The sequence below is a fragment of the Acidovorax sp. NB1 genome (assembly GCF_005405905.1).
In the GTDB taxonomy this organism is placed as follows: domain Bacteria; phylum Pseudomonadota; class Gammaproteobacteria; order Burkholderiales; family Burkholderiaceae_C; genus Acidovorax.
In genome coordinates this window covers 57,781-76,122 of record NZ_BJHU01000016.1, presented here as the reverse complement: position 1 = coordinate 76,122, position 18,342 = coordinate 57,781, and the positions used below count along the sequence as shown (strand labels likewise).

General features: G+C 65.9%; 14 protein-coding genes. 2 read left to right on the top strand and 12 right to left on the bottom strand.

Going from position 1 to position 18,342, the window contains the following annotated elements:
• The first annotated feature begins 21 nt into the window (after positions 1–21).
• Positions 22–552, top strand: a complete 531-nt coding sequence (locus AvAM_RS07070) for an RNA polymerase sigma factor (protein ID WP_137746412.1) — start codon at positions 22–24, stop codon at positions 550–552.
• Positions 552–1,466 (top strand): anti-sigma factor family protein, encoded by a 915-nt coding sequence (locus AvAM_RS07065; RefSeq protein WP_375708142.1) that lies wholly within the window; start codon positions 552–554, stop codon positions 1,464–1,466. Before AvAM_RS07070 ends, AvAM_RS07065 begins: the two co-directional genes overlap by 1 nt.
• A 105-nt stretch (positions 1,467–1,571) precedes the next feature.
• Here AvAM_RS07065 and AvAM_RS07060 read toward each other — a convergent pair whose 3' ends face one another.
• From AvAM_RS07060 to AvAM_RS07005, 12 genes are all read right to left on the bottom strand, one after another.
• Positions 1,572–2,678 (bottom strand): enoyl-CoA hydratase/isomerase family protein, encoded by a 1,107-nt coding sequence (locus tag AvAM_RS07060; protein WP_171012154.1) that lies wholly within the window; start codon positions 2,676–2,678, stop codon positions 1,572–1,574.
• Positions 2,675–3,550: a DMT family transporter gene (locus AvAM_RS07055; protein WP_137746411.1), complete on the bottom strand. Its 876-nt coding sequence runs from the start codon at positions 3,548–3,550 to the stop codon at positions 2,675–2,677. Before AvAM_RS07055 ends, AvAM_RS07060 begins: the two co-directional genes overlap by 4 nt.
• Before the next feature lie 68 nt (positions 3,551–3,618).
• A complete protein-coding gene (typA, locus tag AvAM_RS07050; protein WP_056645675.1) occupies positions 3,619–5,442 on the bottom strand; it encodes a translational GTPase TypA in 1,824 nt (607 codons plus the stop codon).
• A gap of 27 nt (positions 5,443–5,469) precedes the next feature.
• Positions 5,470–6,438 carry a tRNA pseudouridine(55) synthase TruB gene (truB, locus tag AvAM_RS07045; protein WP_137746410.1) on the bottom strand — a complete coding sequence of 323 codons (969 nt, stop codon included), beginning with the start codon at positions 6,436–6,438 and terminating at the stop codon, positions 5,470–5,472.
• Positions 6,435–6,815 (bottom strand): 30S ribosome-binding factor RbfA, encoded by a 381-nt coding sequence (gene rbfA / locus AvAM_RS07040; RefSeq protein ID WP_137746409.1) that lies wholly within the window; start codon positions 6,813–6,815, stop codon positions 6,435–6,437. Before rbfA ends, truB begins: the two co-directional genes overlap by 4 nt.
• 32 nt (positions 6,816–6,847) lie before the next feature.
• Complete coding sequence (infB, locus tag AvAM_RS07035; RefSeq protein WP_137746408.1) at positions 6,848–9,715, bottom strand: translation initiation factor IF-2; 2,868 nt, start codon at positions 9,713–9,715, stop codon at positions 6,848–6,850.
• A gap of 24 nt (positions 9,716–9,739) precedes the next feature.
• Positions 9,740–11,227 (bottom strand): transcription termination factor NusA, encoded by a 1,488-nt coding sequence (gene nusA, locus AvAM_RS07030; protein WP_137746407.1) that lies wholly within the window; start codon positions 11,225–11,227, stop codon positions 9,740–9,742.
• A 78-nt stretch (positions 11,228–11,305) separates the two neighbouring features.
• A complete protein-coding gene (rimP, locus tag AvAM_RS07025; protein WP_137746406.1) occupies positions 11,306–11,899 on the bottom strand; it encodes a ribosome maturation factor RimP in 594 nt (197 codons plus the stop codon).
• Between the two features lie 262 nt (positions 11,900–12,161).
• The gene (locus tag AvAM_RS07020; protein ID WP_137746405.1) at positions 12,162–15,575 is read right to left on the bottom strand and encodes a DEAD/DEAH box helicase; all 3,414 of its coding nucleotides are present in this window, start codon (positions 15,573–15,575) and stop codon (positions 12,162–12,164) included.
• Positions 15,576–15,746: 171 nt separating this feature from the next.
• Entirely contained in the window at positions 15,747–16,151 is a 405-nt protein-coding gene (locus AvAM_RS07015; RefSeq protein WP_137746404.1) for a thioredoxin family protein, read from the bottom strand.
• A gap of 51 nt (positions 16,152–16,202) precedes the next feature.
• Complete coding sequence (locus AvAM_RS07010; RefSeq protein ID WP_137746403.1) at positions 16,203–17,495, bottom strand: cytochrome c; 1,293 nt, start codon at positions 17,493–17,495, stop codon at positions 16,203–16,205.
• 12 nt (positions 17,496–17,507) lie between these two features.
• Positions 17,508–18,260, bottom strand: coding sequence for a c-type cytochrome (locus AvAM_RS07005; RefSeq protein WP_137746402.1), 753 nt, complete (start codon positions 18,258–18,260; stop codon positions 17,508–17,510).
• Positions 18,261–18,342 lie beyond the last annotated feature (82 nt).

The following is an 18,342-nucleotide window of genomic DNA, read 5'->3' as shown; positions in this document are numbered from 1 at the left end:
AACCGTGACGCCACACTCCGCATGAACCGCGCCCAAGTCATTGAGCAGTTGCCCGGCCTGCGGCGTTATGCCCGGGTGCTGACAGGCGATGCCTGGGCCGCAGACGACCTCGTACAGGACACACTGGAGCGCGCCTGCAGCAAATGGCTGCTGTGGCGCACTGGCACCGACCTGCGCGCCTGGCTGTTCACGCTGATGCACAACCTGTACCTCAACCAGCGCCGAGCCTTGCCCGCCCTGGCGCCTCTCGACATCGAGGAGGTGCAGGATCAGCTCCATGCCCGAAGCAGCCCTTCTGACGATGCCCTGGACCTTGAGCGCTGCCTGCAGCGCCTGCCAGCCGACCAGCGCGCCGTGCTGCTGCTGGTGGCCATGGAGGACATGAGCTACGAGGACACGGCGCGCATCCTGTCCATACCGGTGGGTACGGTAATGTCACGCCTGTCGCGCGCCCGTACGCGGCTGCGTGCGCTCATGGACCACACCGCTCCAGCAGTACCGCCGGTGGCAGCCCCCGCCGGCCAGCCGCCCACGCTGCGCCGCCTCAAGTGATGACGATGACGAAAAACACCCCCTCCCTCATCGCCGGCCGGGACCCAGACAGCGAAGACAGCCTGCGCTGGCATGCCCTGGTAGATGGCCAGTTGCCGCCCGATGAGGCAGCGGCGCTACGCAGCCAACTGACGGAGGATGCGACCAAGGCGGACATGTTGGCGCATTGGCAGTGGCAGCGAGAACAACTGAAGGCCTTGCACCGCGACCTGCTGCATGCACCGGCACCCGATGCGCTGAATGCAGCCGCACTGCGCCTGGCAGACCGCCGCGCCGCGCAGGCGCAATGGTGGCGCTGGGGTGGCATGGCTGCTTCCGTGCTGCTCGCCTTTGTGCTGGGCTGGACCGGCCGGGCGCAGTGGCAGGCTCCGGCGGGCAGCACCATCGCAATGATGCCGAACAGCGCCAGCCAACCGGTGGCTGTGGCCCACCGTTTTGTGCAGCAGGCGGCAATAGCGCACGCGGTGTACCAGCCAGAAGTGCGCCACCCGGTTGAAGTGACCGCGGCGCAGCAGGATCACCTCGTGCAGTGGCTTTCCAAGCGCTTGGACCGGGCGCTGAAAGTGCCCAGCCTGGGCCCGCTGGGCTACGAGCTGGTGGGCGGCCGCCTGCTTCCGGGCGACACGGGCGCACGCGCGCAATTCATGTACCAGAACGGAGCGGGCCAGCGCGTGACGCTGTACCTGGGCGGACTGGTGCCGACCACGACACCGGCTGCCTCCAGGCCACCACCTTCTGCAGCGAAGGCGACTCAGCCCATGGCCGCAGACACAGGGTTCCAGTTCAGCCAGGAAGGCAGCGTGGCCGGGTTCTATTGGACGGACGGCGGTTTTGGCTACGCGCTGAGCGGGCAGATGCCCCGTGCCGAACTGCTGGAACTGGCCACTGCTGTCTACCAGCAGTTACAGCCCTGAGAACGGCCTAGCCAAATCGTTCCGGCCACGGCGGTCAGCGCGTCATCGGCCTGCAGCGTCCGCAGGCTCAGGCACAGAGCCTTCCGCCCCCCTTTTTCAACGCCCTCAGGCCAGCATGGCGAGCGGGTGCGCGTGGGCAGGCCAGGGGCTGGCAAAGAAGGGGGCCACCATCTCGGGGGTCACGTCTTCGATGCGCTCGGGGTTCCACTTCGGGGCATGGTCCTTGTCCACCGCCAGGGCGCGGATGCCTTCCACCGTCTCGCTCTGGCCGGGGCGCAGGTAGAAGCAGTGGCGCACCATGTCGCGCTCCATGCGCAGGTCGTCGGCCAGGCCCATGCTGCGGGCGCGGCGGATCTGCTCCAGCACCACGTTCAGCATCAACGGCGAACGCTTGCGCAAGGTGGCGGCAGTGGCGCGCGCCCAGTCGCTGTCGGCGGACTCCAGAGCCAGCACGACCTCCCCCACCGAGGGCAACGCAAAATACTGGTCAATTTGCACCCTGTCGCCTGACTGCATTGCCTTTGTAGCTACAAATTTAGAAGCAACAAAGTCTTTCACTGCAGCGCCACTGGCAAAGGTCTGCGTGGCCAGGGCCTCCCACACGGCGGCCTGCTGGTCCGAAGGCAGGCAGCCGTCGGCCAGCTGGCTGTCGATGGCATCACCAGCGCCGATGGTGTCGCCCGTCAGTGCCAGCCACTCGCCCACACGGCCAGGGCAGCGGCTCAGGAAGTAGCCGCCTCCAACATCGGGGAACAGGCCAATCGCGGTCTCGGGCATGGCCATCTTGGTGCGCTCGGTCACCACACGCAGCGCAGCGCCCTGGCTGATGCCCATGCCGCCGCCCATCACGATGCCGTCCATGAAGGCGATGTAGGGCTTGGCGTAGTTGTGGATGAGGTGGTTGAGCGCGTACTCCTCGGTGAAGAAGTCTTCGAGCTGCGGATTGCCCTGGCTGCCCGCCTGGTGCAGAAAGCGGATGTCACCACCCGCGCAGAAGGCGCCAAACGGGCCTTCCTTGTTGCTGCCCCGGATCGCCACCGCCAGCACGCGTGCATCGTTCTGCCAGGCCAGCAGGATGCCCATGAGGTCGCGCACCATGGACAACGACAGCGCATTGAGCGCCCGGGGGCGGTTCAGCGTAATGAAGCCTACCTGGCCCCGCACTTCACTCAACACTTCGCTCGCAACTGCCGACACAACCGTCTCCGTCATTTTTGTTCCTTCCAACCTAATAGTTCATTGAACACTAGCGCACCAATCACCAATGCGCCCCCCGTCAGCACCGCTGCAGCGGGCTTTTCGCCCGCCCCCAGCCATGCCAGCAAAATGCCAAAAATCACTTCCAGCAGGCCAAGCAGCGCCAACTCGGGCGCCTTGAGCACGCGGCCGCAGCGCACGGCCAGCACGCAGGGAATCGCCAATTGCACCACGCCCAGCAGCGCCAGCAAGGCCAGGTCGTGTCCCGAGGCCTGAAACGGCAAGGCCAGCGGCAGGGTCGCCAGGGACGAGATCACCGCTCCCACCAGCACGGCGGGCACCAGGTCCACCGCATGGCCATGGCGCTGTGAATGCTGCACCACCGTCCAGTTGACGGCCGCCGCCACCGGCACACACAGGGCCACCAGCGTGCCCGCCAGCGGCAGGCCCGCCATCTGCGAGCCGTACATCCAGCCAATGCCCAGGCCCGCCACCGCAATCGCGCCCCAGGTGCGCGCGGCAATATGGTGGCCAATGAAGATGCGTGCAAACAAGGCCGTGAGCAGCGGCCCCACCGCCATGGTCACGAGCACATTGGCCACGGGCATGAGCACCAGGGCCACCATGAAGGCCGTGAACATCACGCTCCAGCAGATGCCGGAGATCCACAACGCGCTGTCACCCCGGCGCATGGCCACAAACACCGCCCGCCCCTGCAGCAGCGGCAGGATGACCAGCAGCGACACCAGCGTAAAAAAGCTGCGCCAGAAGGTCACCTCGAAACTCGCTGCGTGCTCCAGATGGCGCGTGACCACCCCGGCGATCGACCACATCAGGGTGACCGCCACCATCAGCAGCACAGCGCGGGAATGCGTGAGTTTCAACATGGATTTCGGGTTGCAGACGGAAAAAAGGCCACTGCGCAGCAGTGGCCCTTCCGGGAACGCTCAGCCCATCAGGACCGGGAAGCGCGCTTGCGCTCGTTTTCGGTCAGGTGGCGCTTGCGCAGACGCACGGACTTGGGCGTGATCTCGACCAGCTCGTCGTCTTCGATGAATTCCACGCCGTATTCGAGCGTGAGGTCGATCGGGGGCGTGATCTTGATCGCATCTTCCTTGCCGGATACGCGGAAGTTGGTCAGCTGCTTGGTGCGCGTGGCGTTCACCACCAGGTCGTTGTCGCGGCTGTGGATGCCGACGATCATGCCTTCGTACACAGGGTCGTTGGCCTTCACGAACATGCGACCACGGTCGTCCAGCTTGCCCAGGGCGTAGGTGAAGATTTCACCGTCGTCCATGGAGATCAACACGCCGTTCTTGCGGCCACCGATGTCGCCCTTGTGCGGCTCGTAGCTGTCGAAGATGTTGCTGATGAGGCCAGAGCCACGCGTCAGGTTCAGGAATTCGTTGGTGAAACCGATCAGGCCACGGGCCGGGATGCGGTATTCCAGGCGCACGCGGCCACGGCCGTCAGACTCCATGTTCACCAGCTCGCCCTTGCGCTCGCCCAGGGCTTGCATCACGCCGCCTTGGTGGCCTTCTTCGATGTCGGCCGTCACCAGCTCGATAGGCTCGTGCTTGACACCGTCGATGTCCTTGAACACCACGCGGGGCTTGGACACTGCCAGCTCGTAGCCTTCACGGCGCATGTTTTCCAAGAGGATGGTCAGGTGCAGTTCACCCCGGCCCATCACTTCGAAGATGCCTTCTTCGTCGGTCTCGTTCACGCGCAGGGCCACGTTGTGCTGGAGTTCCTTTTGCAGGCGGTCCCAGATCTGGCGGCTGGTCACGAACTTGCCTTCACGGCCTGCCAGTGGCGAGGTGTTCACGCAGAAGTTCATGGTCAGCGTGGGCTCGTCCACCTTCAGCATAGGCAGCGGCGCGGGGTTGGCAGGGTCGGTCACAGTCACGCCGATGCCGATGTCTTCAATGCCGTTGATCAGCACGATGTCGCCAGGGCCTGCCAGGGGCGTCTGCATGCGGTCCAGACCCTGGAACGTCAGCACCTGGTTCACACGGCCCTTGACGGCCTTGCCATCAGGGCCTTCCATGACAACCACGTCCATCATGGGCTTGAGGGTGCCCTGGCTGATACGGCCCACACCGATGCGGCCCACGAAGGTGGAGAAGTCCAGCGCCGAAATCTGCAGCTGCAGCGGGGCGTTGGCGTCACCCGTATTCGGTGGCACGTGCGAAAGGATGGTGTCGAACAGGGCCGACATGTCGGGGCCCCACTGCTCGCCAGGCGCGCCTTCTTCCAGCGAAGACCAGCCGTTGATGCCCGAGGCGTACACCACGGGGAAGTCCAGTTGCTCGTCGGTCGCACCCAGCTTGTCGAACAGGTCGAACGCAGCGTTCACCACCTTGTCGGGGTTGGCACCGGGCTTGTCCACCTTGTTCACCACCAGGATGGGGCGCAGGCCCAGGGCAAGGGCCTTCTTGGTCACGAAACGCGTCTGGGGCATGGGGCCTTCTTGCGCGTCGATCAGCAGCACCACGCTGTCCACCATCGACAGGGCACGCTCCACTTCGCCGCCGAAGTCCGCGTGGCCGGGGGTGTCCACGATGTTGATGTGCGTACCCTTCCAGCTCACGGCGCAGTTCTTGGCCAGGATGGTGATGCCACGCTCTTTTTCAATCGCGTTGTTGTCCATCACGGTATCGACGACCTTTTCGTGGTCGGCAAAGGTGCCGGACTGGCGCAGCAGCTGGTCCACCATGGTGGTTTTGCCATGGTCAACGTGGGCGATGATGGCGATGTTGCGGATCTGTTTAGTCATAGTTTTTCCAATGTGCCGCTGGCTGTATCAGGCGCGGCGTGCTTCCAAGATTTGTTGAATTTCCAGCGGACTCAGGAGCCTGCCCGGCACCAGCTCCCCGCCAGCAATGTGGCCCACCCCCAGCAACGCCGGGGGGCTTTCTCCAAACACCGCCACCGTGCCAGCATCGGGCCAAGCACCACGGCGGCGCACGCCCGACAGGAAACGAGCGGCATTGTCGCTGTCCAGAGTGACACGCGTGTGCCCGGCCAGCAACGATTCGGGGGCTTCCAGGCTGGCGAGGCGCTCGGCCTCGGGCATGGCCTCCAGCTGCGCCAGCGTGACACAGCGCTCCACACCAATGCCACCGGTGTCGATGCGCCGCAGGAAGCTGAGGTGCGCCCCACAGCCCAGCGCAGCACCGATGTCCTCACCCAGGGTACGGATGTAGGTGCCTTTGCTGCAGGTTACTACCATTTTGATAGCAAACAGTGCTTGATCAATGCGCGTAAGTGTCAGTTTTAATGCATGAATGACCACATCGCGTGGCTCACGCTCCACCGTGACCCCTGCACGTGCGTATTCGTACAGCGCCTTGCCGTCCTTCTTGAGCGCGCTGTGCATGGGCGGCACCTGGCGGATGGGACCGGTGAACTGCTGTTGCACGGCGGCCAGGCGCTCGGGCGTGAGCTGGGCGGCGTCCACATCGCAGCGCTGCAGCACCTCGCCCTCGGCATCGCCGGTGGTGGTGGTGGTGCCCAGCAGCGCGACGGCTTCGTAGGTTTTGGGGGCTTCGAGCTGCAGCTGGCTGAACTTGGTGGCCGCACCAAAACACAAGGGCAGCACACCCGAGGCGAGTGGGTCTAGCGTGCCGGTGTGGCCCGCTTTTTCGGCGCGCAGCAGCCATTTCGCCTTTTGCAAGGCGTCATTGCTGGACAGGCCCAGGGGTTTGTCGAGCAGCAGCACTCCGTGCACCGGGCGCCGCTGCACCCGGATGCGGGGAGCGCGCTCGGTCATGTTGCCTCGTCGTCTTTGGAACGGGAAGCCACAGCGCGCGCAATCAGCGCATTCATGTCGGCCGCACGCTCGGAGGTGCGGTCGAACACGAAGTGCAGTGTGGGCACCGTGTGGATGTGCAAGCGCTTGAACAGGCCATTGCGCAGGAAGCCCGCCGCCTGGTTGAGCGCCGCCTGGGTTTCCACAGGGTCACCTGTCAGCAGGCTGAAGAACACCTTGGCGTGGGCGTAGTCGGGGGTCACCTCCACGCCCTGCAGCGTCACCATGCCCACGCGCGGGTCTTTCAACTCGCGCGCGATCAGTTCCGTCAGATCACGCTGGATCTGATCGGCCACCTTGAAGGCGCGGTTGGGAGTGGCGGATTTCTTCGCAGCCATGTCGTTGTCGTTGCTCTCGTCGTCGCCTCGCCTTACAGCGTGCGTGCGATTTCCTTGATGTCAAAGAATTCGAGTTGATCGCCTTCCTTGATGTCGTTGTAGTTCTTGAGCTTGATACCGCACTCGAAGCCTTCCTTGACTTCCTTGACATCGTCCTTGAGGCGCTTGACCGAATCGACTTCGCCCGTGTAGACCACGACGTTGTCGCGCAGCAGGCGGAAGCGTGCGTTGCGATGGACCATGCCCGACGTGATGTACGAACCGGCAATCGTGCCGATCTTGGTGGCGACGAACACCGTGCGGATCTCGGCCGTGCCGATGACTTCCTCGCGTTGTTCGGGAGCCAGCATGCCGGACATCGCCACCTTCAGCTCATCCACAGCGTCGTAAATGATGCTGTAGTAGTGCAGGTCCACGCCATTGCTCTCGGCCGTCTTGCGCGCACCGGCATCGGCACGCACGTTGAAGCCGATCACGATGGCCTTGGAGGCGATCGCCAGGTTGATGTCGGACTCGCTGATACCGCCCACGCCGGCATACACCAGCTGGACCTTGATCTCGTCGGTCGAGAGCTTGAGCAGCGACTGCGACAGCGCTTCCTGCGAACCCTGCACGTCGGCCTTGACGATGATGGGCAGGGTCTTGACCTCGCCCGCCGTCATGTCGGCGAACATGTTCTCCAGCTTCGCAGCCTGCTGCTTGGCCAGCTTGGTGTTGCGGAACTTGCCAGCGCGGTAGGTAGCGATTTCGCGTGCACGGCGCTCGTCGGTGAGCACCATGAACTCGTCACCCGCCTGCGGCACTTCGGTCAGACCCTGGATTTCCACGGGGATCGAAGGACCGGCCGTCTTGGCCACGCGGCCGTTTTCGTCCAGCATGGCGCGCACGCGGCCAAAGGTCTGGCCAGCCAGCACCACATCGCCCACCTTGAGCGTGCCGGACTGCACCAGCACCGTGGCCACCGGGCCACGGCCCTTGTCCAGCTGGGCTTCGATCACCAGGCCCTTGGCCAGCGATTCGACAGGCGCCTTCAGTTCCAGCACTTCGGCCTGCAGCAGAACCTGCTCCAGCAGCGTGTCGATGCCCATACCGGTCTTGGAAGACACCGGCACGAACGGCGAATCACCGCCGTATTCTTCCGGCACCACCTCTTCCACCACCAGCTCCTGCTTGACGCGGTCTGGGTTGGCATCGGGCTTGTCGGCCTTGGTGATGGCCACAACGATAGGAACACCAGCCGCCTTGGCGTGCTTGATGGCTTCCTTGGTCTGGGGCATCACGCCGTCGTCGGCTGCCACCACCAGGATCACGATGTCGGTGGCCTGTGCGCCACGGGCACGCATGGCCGTGAAGGCCTCGTGACCCGGGGTATCGAGGAACGACACCATGCCGCGTGGCGTTTCCACGTGGTAGGCGCCGATGTGCTGCGTAATACCGCCCGCTTCGCCCGCTGCGACCTTGGCGCGGCGGATGTAGTCCAGCAGCGAGGTCTTGCCGTGGTCCACGTGGCCCATGACGGTGACAACTGGTGCGCGGGGCAGCAGTTCAGCGTTCTGCTGCTGCGAATCGTCGTCGGTGAACGCCTCGGGATCGTCCAGCGCCGCCACCACAGCCTTGTGGCCCAGCTCTTCCACCACGATCATGGCGGTGTCCTGGTCCAGCGGCTGGTTGATGGTGACCATCTGGCCCATCTTCATCAGCGCCTTGATGACTTCGGATGCCTTGATAGACATCTTGTGCGCCAGCTCTGCCACCGTGATGGTTTCGGGCACATGCACTTCAATGATGCGTGCCTCGACCGGGGCAGACTGCTGGTGATCGTCGCGCTGGTCGCGGCCATCGCCACGGCGGCCACGGGGGCCACCACGCCAGTTGTTGCGGCCCACACCACCGCTGCTGTCGCCACGGGTCTTGATTTCCTTCTTCTTGGCCGTGTCGTTGGCCCAGCTGGACGACAGCTTGGCCGACTTGACTTCCTTGCCCGCACCCGGGGCAGCACCAGCACCGGCCGGAGCTGCGGCACCCGCACGCGGGCCGCCTGTGCCAACGGCAGGCTTGTGCAGCGTGCCCTTCTTGGCATCGCCCACAGCAGCAGGCTTGGCCACTGGCTTGGGTTCTTCGGGCTTCTTGGCGACCATGACCGCCTTCTTGGGCGTGGCCATCATGGCGCGAATGGCTTCCGCCTCGGCCAGGGCCTTGCGGCGGCGCTCTTCCAGATCACGGGCGCGTGCAGACTCTTCATCCGCACGGGCCTTGGCTTCTGCCTGGGCCTTTTCACGGGCTTCCGTCTGGGCGGCGGCACGTGCAGCAGCTTCGGCAGCCTGCTCACGCGTGGCTTCTTGCTTGACGGCCGAGGCCTGGGCCTTCTTTTCGGCTTCCTGGGCGGCGTAGGCAGCAGCGCGCTCTTCGGCTTCGCGCTCGCGCTTTTCGCGGGCTTCGCGTTCGGCGCGCTTCTCGGCCAGCTCGGTTTCCTGGCGGCGGATCAGCTCGGCCTGGCGGCGGGCTTCTTCCTCACGGCGCGCCAGCTCCAGGTCTTCGCTCGACACGGCAGCCTCTTCCATGACCGAAGCCGTGGCCTCGGCGGCCGCCTCGGTGCCTTCATCACGCTGGATGAACGTGCGCTTCTTGCGCACTTCCACCTGGATGGTGCGGGCCTTGCCCGTGGCGTCGGCCTGCTTGATCTCGCTGGTGGACTTCTTGGTCAGCGTGATCTTCTTGCGATCGGCAGATGCCGTGCCGTGGCTGGCCTGCAGATAGGCGAGCAACTTTTGCTTGTCCGACTCGGTCAGTGCGTCGGAAGGGGCAGCCTTGCCCACGCCCGCAGCTTTGAGCTGGTCGAGCAGGGTTTCAGGCGATTTTTTGAGTTCGGTTGCGAACTCGGCGACAGTGTTACTGGACATATGTGGTTCGTGCCTCCCTGACCCTTACTCTTGTTGCCCCGCGAACCAATGTTCGCGCGCCTTCATGATCAAGGCTTTGGCGTCTTCCGCAGACTGTCCGGTCAGGTCGGTCAGCTCATCGATGGCCAGGTCGGCCAGGTCATCACGTGTGTGCACACCACCGTCAGCCAGCTTGGCAATCAGTTCGGGGGTGAGGCCTTCGAGGTCGCGCAGGTCCTGGGAGACCTCTTCCACGCTTTCCTCGCGGGCGATTTCCATCGTGAGCAGCGCATCCTTGGCGCGGGCGCGCAGCTCGTTGACGGTGTCTTCGTCGAAGCTTTCGATCTCCAGCATTTCCTGCAGCGGCACATAGGCCACTTCTTCCAGGCTGTTGAAGCCTTCGGAGATCAGGATGTCGGCGATTTCCTCGTCCACATCCAGCTTTTCCATGAACAGCTTGCGGGCCGTGTCGGTCTCGTTAGCCTGCTTCTGCGCGCTTTCGGCGGCGTCCATGATGTTGATCTTCCAGCCGGTCAGATCGGACGCCAGGCGCACGTTCTGGCCGCCGCGGCCAATCGCGATGGCGAGGTTTTCCTCGTCCACCACCACGTCCATGGCGTGTTTTTCTTCATCGACCACGATGGAGGACACGTTGGCCGGGGCCAGCGCACCAATCACAAACTGGGCTGGGTCTTCGGACCACAGCACGATGTCCACGCGCTCGCCAGCGAGTTCGTTGGTCACGGCATTCACGCGGGTGCCACGCACGCCGACACAGGTGCCAATGGGGTCCACGCGCTTGTCGTGCGACAGCACGGCGATTTTGGCGCGCGAGCCGGGGTCACGGGCGCAGGACTTGATCTCCAGCAGGCCTTGCTCGATTTCGGGCACTTCGTTGCGGAAGAGCTCGATCATGAACTCAGGCGCCGAGCGCGACAGGATGATGGGCGCGCCACGCAGCGTGAGGTCCACTTCCATGATCATGGCCCGCACGCGGTCGCCGCTGCGCAGGTTTTCCTTGGGGATCATCTCGCCACGGCGCAGGCGGCCTTCCACGCGGCCGGACTCGACAATGATGTCACCCTTGTCCATGCGCTTGACGGTGCCGGTGAAGATTTTTTCGCCGCGCGACATGAAGTCGTTGAGCAGCATTTCACGCTCTGCGTCGCGGATCTTCTGCAGGATGACCTGCTTGGCCGCCATGGCGCCGATACGGCCGATGGGCACGGATTCGACGCCCTCTTCGATGTATTCACCGACTTCGATGTCGGGGATGCGCTCCTGCGCGTCCATCAGCAGCTCTTCGGCTTCGGGGTTCTGCAGGCCGGCGTCGTCGGGCACCACCAGCCAGCGGCGGAAAGTCTCGTAGTTGCCGCTGTCGCGATCAATCGCCACGCGGATGTCCACCTCGCCCTGGTACAGCTTCTTGGTAGCCTGGGCCAGGGCCGACTCCACGGCGCCCAAGACCACATCACGCTCCACGTTCTTCTCGCGCGAAATGGCCTCAACCAACATCAACAATTCGCGATTCATGCGACGACTCTCCTGTTTCAATCACCCGAAGATGGAAGGCTGCGCGCAGCGACCACCCACCCCAATCCATTCAGCAACTCAGGCAGCTGCCGACCCGGCCTTGCCTGCACGCCCCTTGAAGTCCACGATGGGCGCCAGGCGCGCATCCCGCAGCTCATCCAGAGTGAAGCCCAGCGCCTGCAAGGGGGCGGGCACACGTTTCTTGCTCACTTTTTGACCTGGCTTGACCGGCGGCTCGTCGCTCCAGACGATCTGCCAGCCACCCGCCTCGGCGCGCTCCAGCGTGCCGCGAAATTTCTTGCGGGTGGCGTTGACCTGCCCCCCGCCTGCAGCGCCAATGGGCGCCCTCAAGGTGATATCGATGACCGAACCCTCGAAGCGCGCAAAGTCTTGCTCATGGCGCAGGGGGCGGTCGATGCCGGGGGAAGACACTTCGAGGCGCTTGTACTCGACGCCATCGACCTCCAGCGCAAACTGCAGCTGGCGGGTGACCTTCTCGCAATCCTCGACGGTGACGAACTGCTCGACCACGGGTGCGGGCGCATCGGCGGCCGGCTGCACCCAGGGCAAGTCGATGGTGACGCGCAGCAAACCACCGGCGGAGCGCTCAATCTCCACCAGGTCATAGTCCAGGCCCGTCACAATTTGTTCAACGACTTGCTGTAGCGCCACGTGTTCAGTTCAATCCCGGAAAAACAAAAAACCCGATAACCCCCGGAGACTTCTCCGGCAGCTTCGAGCTCGAAAAGCAATCGACCAAAAAAAACGGGCGGTTGGTACCCGCCCGTTTGGTCGTGAGGCTCTTATTGTAACGCGTAAAGCACGCTTTTGCCAAGACGGCGCCCATGGCGCACCCCGATGGCTGTTGTTAACCCGCCAGCGCGGCACACACGGCCCGAAAAGACTTGAAGCCTTGCCCAGCAAGCGCAAACAGCTACAACGACGATAGCGGCTGCAGCAGCTCTGCGAGATCGCTCTCGGTAAATAACGGTTGCTCGCGTGCGGCCGCGTCGCTGTAGAGGCTGCCTGCGAGCTGCGCCTTGCGCTCCTGCAGCGCCAGGATGCGCTCCTCGATCGTGCCCTGCGCCACCAGCTTTACCACCCACACGCTCTGCGTCTGGCCGATGCGGTGGGCGCGGTCGGTGGCCTGGTTTTCCACGGCTGGGTTCCACCAGGGGTCGAAATGGATCACGGTGTCAGCCTGCGGCAGGTTGAGCCCCACCCCGCCCGCCTTCAGGCTGATGAGAAACAGCGGCACCTGCCCGCTGGTGAACCGCTCAATGATCGCGTCGCGCTTTTGGCTCTGCCCCGTGAGCTTGACCCAGGGCAAGCCCTGCTTCTTCAGCTCGGCCTCGATCAGCGTGAGCATGCTGGTGAATTGCGAGAACAGCAGGATGCGCCGCCCCTCGGTCAGCATTTCGGGCAGCAGCGCCATAAGCTGCTCCAGCTTGGCCGAGGTGGTGACCTGCCTGGCGGCATCCAGCGGCACCAGCGCAGGGTGGCAGCAGACCTGGCGCAGCTTGAGCAGCGCATCGAGGATGGTGATCTGCGACTTGGCCAGCCCCTTGGTCTGCAACGCCTCGCGCACGGTTTTCTCCATCCCCAGGCGGATGGTTTCATACAGATCGGCCTGCGGGCCAGTCAACTCCACCGGCATCACCGACTCCACCTTGGGCGGCAATTCGGCCGCCACCAGCGCCTTGGTGCGCCGCAGCATGAACGGCGTGACGCGGGCGCGCAGCTGCGCCAGGCGGGCGGTGTCGCCCTGCTTTTCGATGGGGTTGCGGAAGAGTTCCTTGAAGCGCTGCTGGCTACCCAGAAACCCGGGCATCAGGAAGTGGAACAGGCTCCAGATTTCGCCCAGGTGGTTTTCCATGGGCGTGCCCGACAGGCACAGGCGGTGGCGCGCCTGCAGCTCGCCCACCACCTGCGCGGCGTGGGTGCTGGCGTTCTTGATGTTCTGTGCTTCGTCCAGCACCACCAGGTGCCAGGGCTGCGCCAGCCAGCGTTCGCGGTCGCGCTGCAGCAGCGAGTACGGGGCGATGACGATGTCGTGTTCGGTCACCGCATCCGCCACGGCGTGGCGGCCCGCGCCGTGCAGCACCAGGCAGCGCAGGCCAGGACAAAAACGCGCGGCCTCGCGCTGCCAGTTGCCCATCAGGCTCACGGGCGCAATGATGAGGGCGGGGTCGCTCAGGCGGCCCGCGTCTTTTTCGACCTGGATGTGGGCCAGCGTCTGCAGCGTCTTGCCCAGGCCCATGTCATCGGCCAGCACCCCGGCCAGGCCATGCGCGCGCAAGAACTGCAGCCAGTTCAGCCCCTGCTGCTGGTAGGGCCGCAAGGTGGCCTGCACACCCGCAGGCACGGGCACCGTGGGCAGCGCACTGGCGCCGCGCAGCTGCGCCACCAGGGCCTGCAACGCGTCGGCCCCCTTCCACACCGCGCCCTCGCCCAGCGCCCCCAACGCCCCCTCACTCAGCGCAGCGCTGGTGCGCAGCGCGTCCAAGCGCGAGAGCTTCAGGCTGTCGCCGCGGAAGTCGTGCGCGCGGTCGCCCACCAGGTCGAGCAGGGCCGCCATCCAGGGGCGCAGCGCGTCGGTCGGCACCCGCACAAAACCCGATACACCCATGCCCCGCAAATAGGCAAACGGCGGCAGCTGCGGCTGGCCCGTGGCAGGGTCGGGCGGCTGCTGGGCGGCGGCCGCAATCAGCATGGGCAGCAGCGGCAGGATGTTGTGGCGCACGCCATTGATTTCGATGCCCAGCGAAAGCGCAAACCAGGGCGATGTGGCTTCGTCCTCACCGCTGGGTTGCAATGCCACGCTCAACGCCTCGGCATGGGTGATCCAGCCGTTCAAGGCGGCATCCAGGGTCAGCACAAAACCGGCCTCGCGCAGCACCACAAAGCCGTTGTCACACCAGTGCATCCAGTCGTCCTGCGATTCCTCGCCGGGGATGCCGAACAAGCCGTCGTCGGTGGCCAGCAGGCCCAGGTCCATCAGGCGCTCGACGGCGTCCAGCTCGGCCGCTGCATCGCGCTGCAGCAGCACCTGGCCGCCGTCGGTACCTGGCACCAGCACACCCAGCTCCTGCCCGGCCCACCAACCCACATGGCCCTGGTAGTCAAAGCGCAGCTGGGCGGTGATGAGGCCCAGGCCCGGCACATCGGCCTCGGGCACGGGCGCCAGGTGCAGGCACGCCAAGGGCTTCACGCCCTGCACCCGCGTGAGGGGGCTGAGCACGGGCGGTAGCGGCAGCGTGCCGCCCAGGCGGCTGGCCACATCGGCATGGTGTTTTTGCAGCGCGGCGGTGCCCAGCGGGGGGGCTTGCAGCAGCAGCTGCAGTTGTGCGGCGCTCAGGCCTTCGGCCAGCACGGGGCCACACAGGCCCTGATCGGTATCCAGGTACAGCGGCGGGTCGTTGGAGCACAACATGGCGCTGCCGCTGGGCAGGCGGGCCTGCAGGCGCCAGGCACTGTCACCACCCGCCTGGGGGGCCGGGGTCTCGTTCCAGGCCCAGGCAATGGGCAGCGGCTCGCCCCAGCGCAGTGGCACCCCCACGGTGGCGCCCCCTGCATCGGCAAACAGGCGGCCCGTGGCAGCGGCCTGCTGCAGTGCCAGCAGGCCCACCGTGCCCTCCAGCACACCCGACGGCGCGCCGCTGTAGGCCGAGTAATAACCGGTGCTGCGCGGCATGGCCCGCAGCAGTTGCAGCAGCTGGCGGTCGGCATCGGTGGCGCGGTCATACACCGCCTGGCCGGGGCCGGGCTGGGTGCGGATGGTCTTGGGCTTGGCCCAGCCTCCGGTGAGCTTGGCGTAGGAGACCACGGCCTCGATCTGCAGCTGCGGTGCGCCGGAGCGCAGGCGCCCCACGGTGGAGAGCAAATAGAGATAACACTCGGGCCGGTCGGCCCGCGCGCCGGGCGGGGGCTGCGCGGCATTGTCTGCGGCCAGGTCCCAGTCGCTGAGCCAGCGCACCAGACGCGCCTCGGCCTCGGCACGGGCCTGGGCGGCCACACGGTCCTGCATGGCCTGGAGCGCCTGCACGGCCTGGGCCGAAAGGGGCGCAGACACGGGTGAAGGTGTGGATGAAGGCGTGGGGGCCGGGCCCGAGCGCAGCTGCGCCGCCTTCAACGTCAGTGCCACAGCGTGTTTACAGTCCTCCCCGACCGGGCAGCTGCATTCGCCCGACCAGGCGCTGACCTGGCCATTGGGCGCCAGCTGCATTTCCACCGACAGCCTATACGGTTCGGGCTGGGTGCCCAGCACCTCGCCCCGGAGGGTGAAGGCGCTGTCGCCGCGCTCCTCGATGTCGATGTGGACCACCGCCGCCTGGCGAAAAAGGTCCATGCCCCGCGACCACGCGCCGGGGTCGCACTGGGCCTGCAGCGAGTTGATAGGAAACCAAAAATCAGAGGAGGAAGACACAGATTCCAAGAAAAAAACGGCCCCTGCGCGCGACCATCAAGCCCAAATAGCTATCAAAAAAGGAGCATCCATTCCACGCGGCGCCACGGCACCCTATCGGCTGCGCGCAGCGCGCACACGCTCGAACATGCCCTGAGCCTCCGGCCCTGCCCCGGCCCCGCTGCCGGGGGTGGCCGCCTGCAGGCTGGTCAGCAGCCGCGCCAGCACTGGCGCCTGCGGCAGCAGCGGGCCCAAAAACAGCGCACGCTGGCCATCGGCAATCAACAGCGTGGGGAAGGTTTCCACATCCAGGTCGCCCGCCAGATCGGATTCGTCCTCGATGTCCACCCATTCAAAGCGCACGTCCGGGTGCGCACGGGCCAGCTCGTCAAACAGGGGGCGGTAGATGCCGCAGGTGCCGCACCAGGCCGCACACAGGCACACGGCCCACCAGCCGCCGGGTGCGGTGGCCGCCGGGGTTGAAGGGGTGGACGGGGGCAGTGCGGCGGGGCTGGACATCAAACGGGCTCCTGGGGCTGGCGGCAGGGGCCAGCTACACCGGACCCCGCGCTACAAGCCGCGCCGTTCGCGGGCGCGGTAAACCTCGATGGTACCCACACCCGGCGCCCGGTTGCCCCAGCTGTTGCGCACAAAGGTGGTCACGGCCGCCACATCTTCGTCAGACAGAAACTGCTGGAACGGCGGCATGCCATGCGGGCGCGGGTTGCCTTGGGTGGCGGGCAGGTAGCCACCTTGCAGCACTACGCGCACCAGGTTGGTGGGGTCGGCCATCATGACGGCGCGGTTGCCTGCCAGCGGCGGGAAGGCGCCCGGCTCGCCCTGGCCCTGGTCGCCATGGCACTGGGCGCACTGCTGTTCGTACACCTTGCCGCCGCGCGCGATCACACTGGCCATGGCGCTGGCCGGGGGTGCAGTCACGGTGGCAGGGGCCTTGCGCTCCTGTTGCGGCAGGGCCTGCAGATACACCGCCATGGCGCGCGCATCGGCGTCGCTCAAATATTGCGTGCTGCGGAACACCACCTCGGCCATGGGCCCCAGCACCGAGCCTTGCGGGGCCACGCCGGTTTTCAGCAAGGCCACCACATCGTCGGTTTTCCATTCTTTGACGCCCGCCTCGTGCGCCGCATTCAGCGCGGGGGCATACCAGTTTTGCACCGGGATCAGCCCGCCCGTGAAGGCCTTGGCGTCCGACGTGGCGCCCAGCGCATTGCGCGGCGTGTGGCAGGCGGTGCAGTGGCCCAGGCCGTTGACCAGGTAAGCGCCCCGGTTGTACTCCGCGGTTTGCTTGGCTTCAGGCTGCGGCGCCCCCGGTGCGAAGAACAGCGCCCGCCACACGCCCAGCGCAGCCTGCGTGCTGTACGGGAACCGCAACGCGTGGGCCCGGTTGGGCTCGGCCACGGCGGGTTGGCTTTGCAGGTAGGCAAAGATGGCGTCCGAATCCTCCCGCGTCACCTGCGTGTAGTTGGGGTACGGAAAGGCGGGATACAGCAGCCGTCCATCCTTGCTGCGGCCATGGTGCATGGCGCGCCAGAACTCGGCGGACGTCCAGCTGCCAATGCCGTGCGCCTTGTCGGGCGTGAGGTTGGAGCTGTGCACCACGCCAAACGGCGTCTCGATGCCGCGCCCGCCCGCAAACGGCGCCCCGCCCTGCGTGGTGTGGCAGGCCATGCAGTTGCCCACGCGGGCCAGGTATTCGCCACGCTGCACCAGCGCGGGCGTGGATTGCAGGGTTTCGGTGGCGGGCAGCGGCGCTTCGCCCTGCAGGTTCAAGGTAACCACCACAGCGGCGGCAATGCCCACGGCCGCGAGTGTGGAAGAGATCGTCCAGAGGATGCGTTTCATCGTTGTGCCTCCTCAGCGGCCAGCCACCGGCACATCGGCCACGCCCCCGCACCGGGCGGGCATGGCGGCCGGCAGGGTGCGCGCGGGTTTGCCGCCCGCCGCCACGGGCTGGGCAGCCAGCCAGGCAGACACGGCGCTCACCTCGTCGGGCGTGAGCCGGCGCGCAATGTCGGCCATGCAATCCGGGGCGTGTGCGCGGCGCTGGCCGGTCTTCCAGGCGCCCAGCTGGCTGTTGAGGTAGTCGCGCGGCAGGCCCAGCAGACCCGGGACGGACGGCGCCACGCCCGTCATGGCCACGCCGTGGCAGGCCACGCAGGCGGGGATGTTGCGGGCCGCATCGCCCTGCTGCACCAGCTGGCGGCCCTGCTCCAGCACAGCGGCGGGCGCTTGGGGTGCAGGCGGCGGCGGGTAAGGCAGGTCCAGCGCGCCAAAGTGCTCGGCCATCTCGCGCAGGTAGTCATCGGTCAGGTGCTCAATGAGGTAAGTCATCTGCGGGTAGCTGCGCCGCCCGTCGCGGAAGTTGAGCAGCTGGTTGGCCAGATAGCCCGCCGGCTTGCCCGCAATGCGGGGGAAGTAGCCGTCTGGCGTGGCCCGGCCCTCCTTGCCGTGGCACACCGTGCAGGCCAGCACGCGCGGCGCCATGGCGGCGGCGGGTGCCGCAGTGGCAGGGGCGGGCTGCTGGGCCGCCACCCCGGCAGCCAGGCCCGCAGACAGAAAGAACACAACGGCAAGGGGACGCAGCAGGTGGCGCAAGCGATCAATCATGGGGATGTGGCGGCAAACAGAGCACGAGGAGAGCACGAAGAGATTCCACCGCCACTCTAAGCGCTCACCCAAAAACAGTACA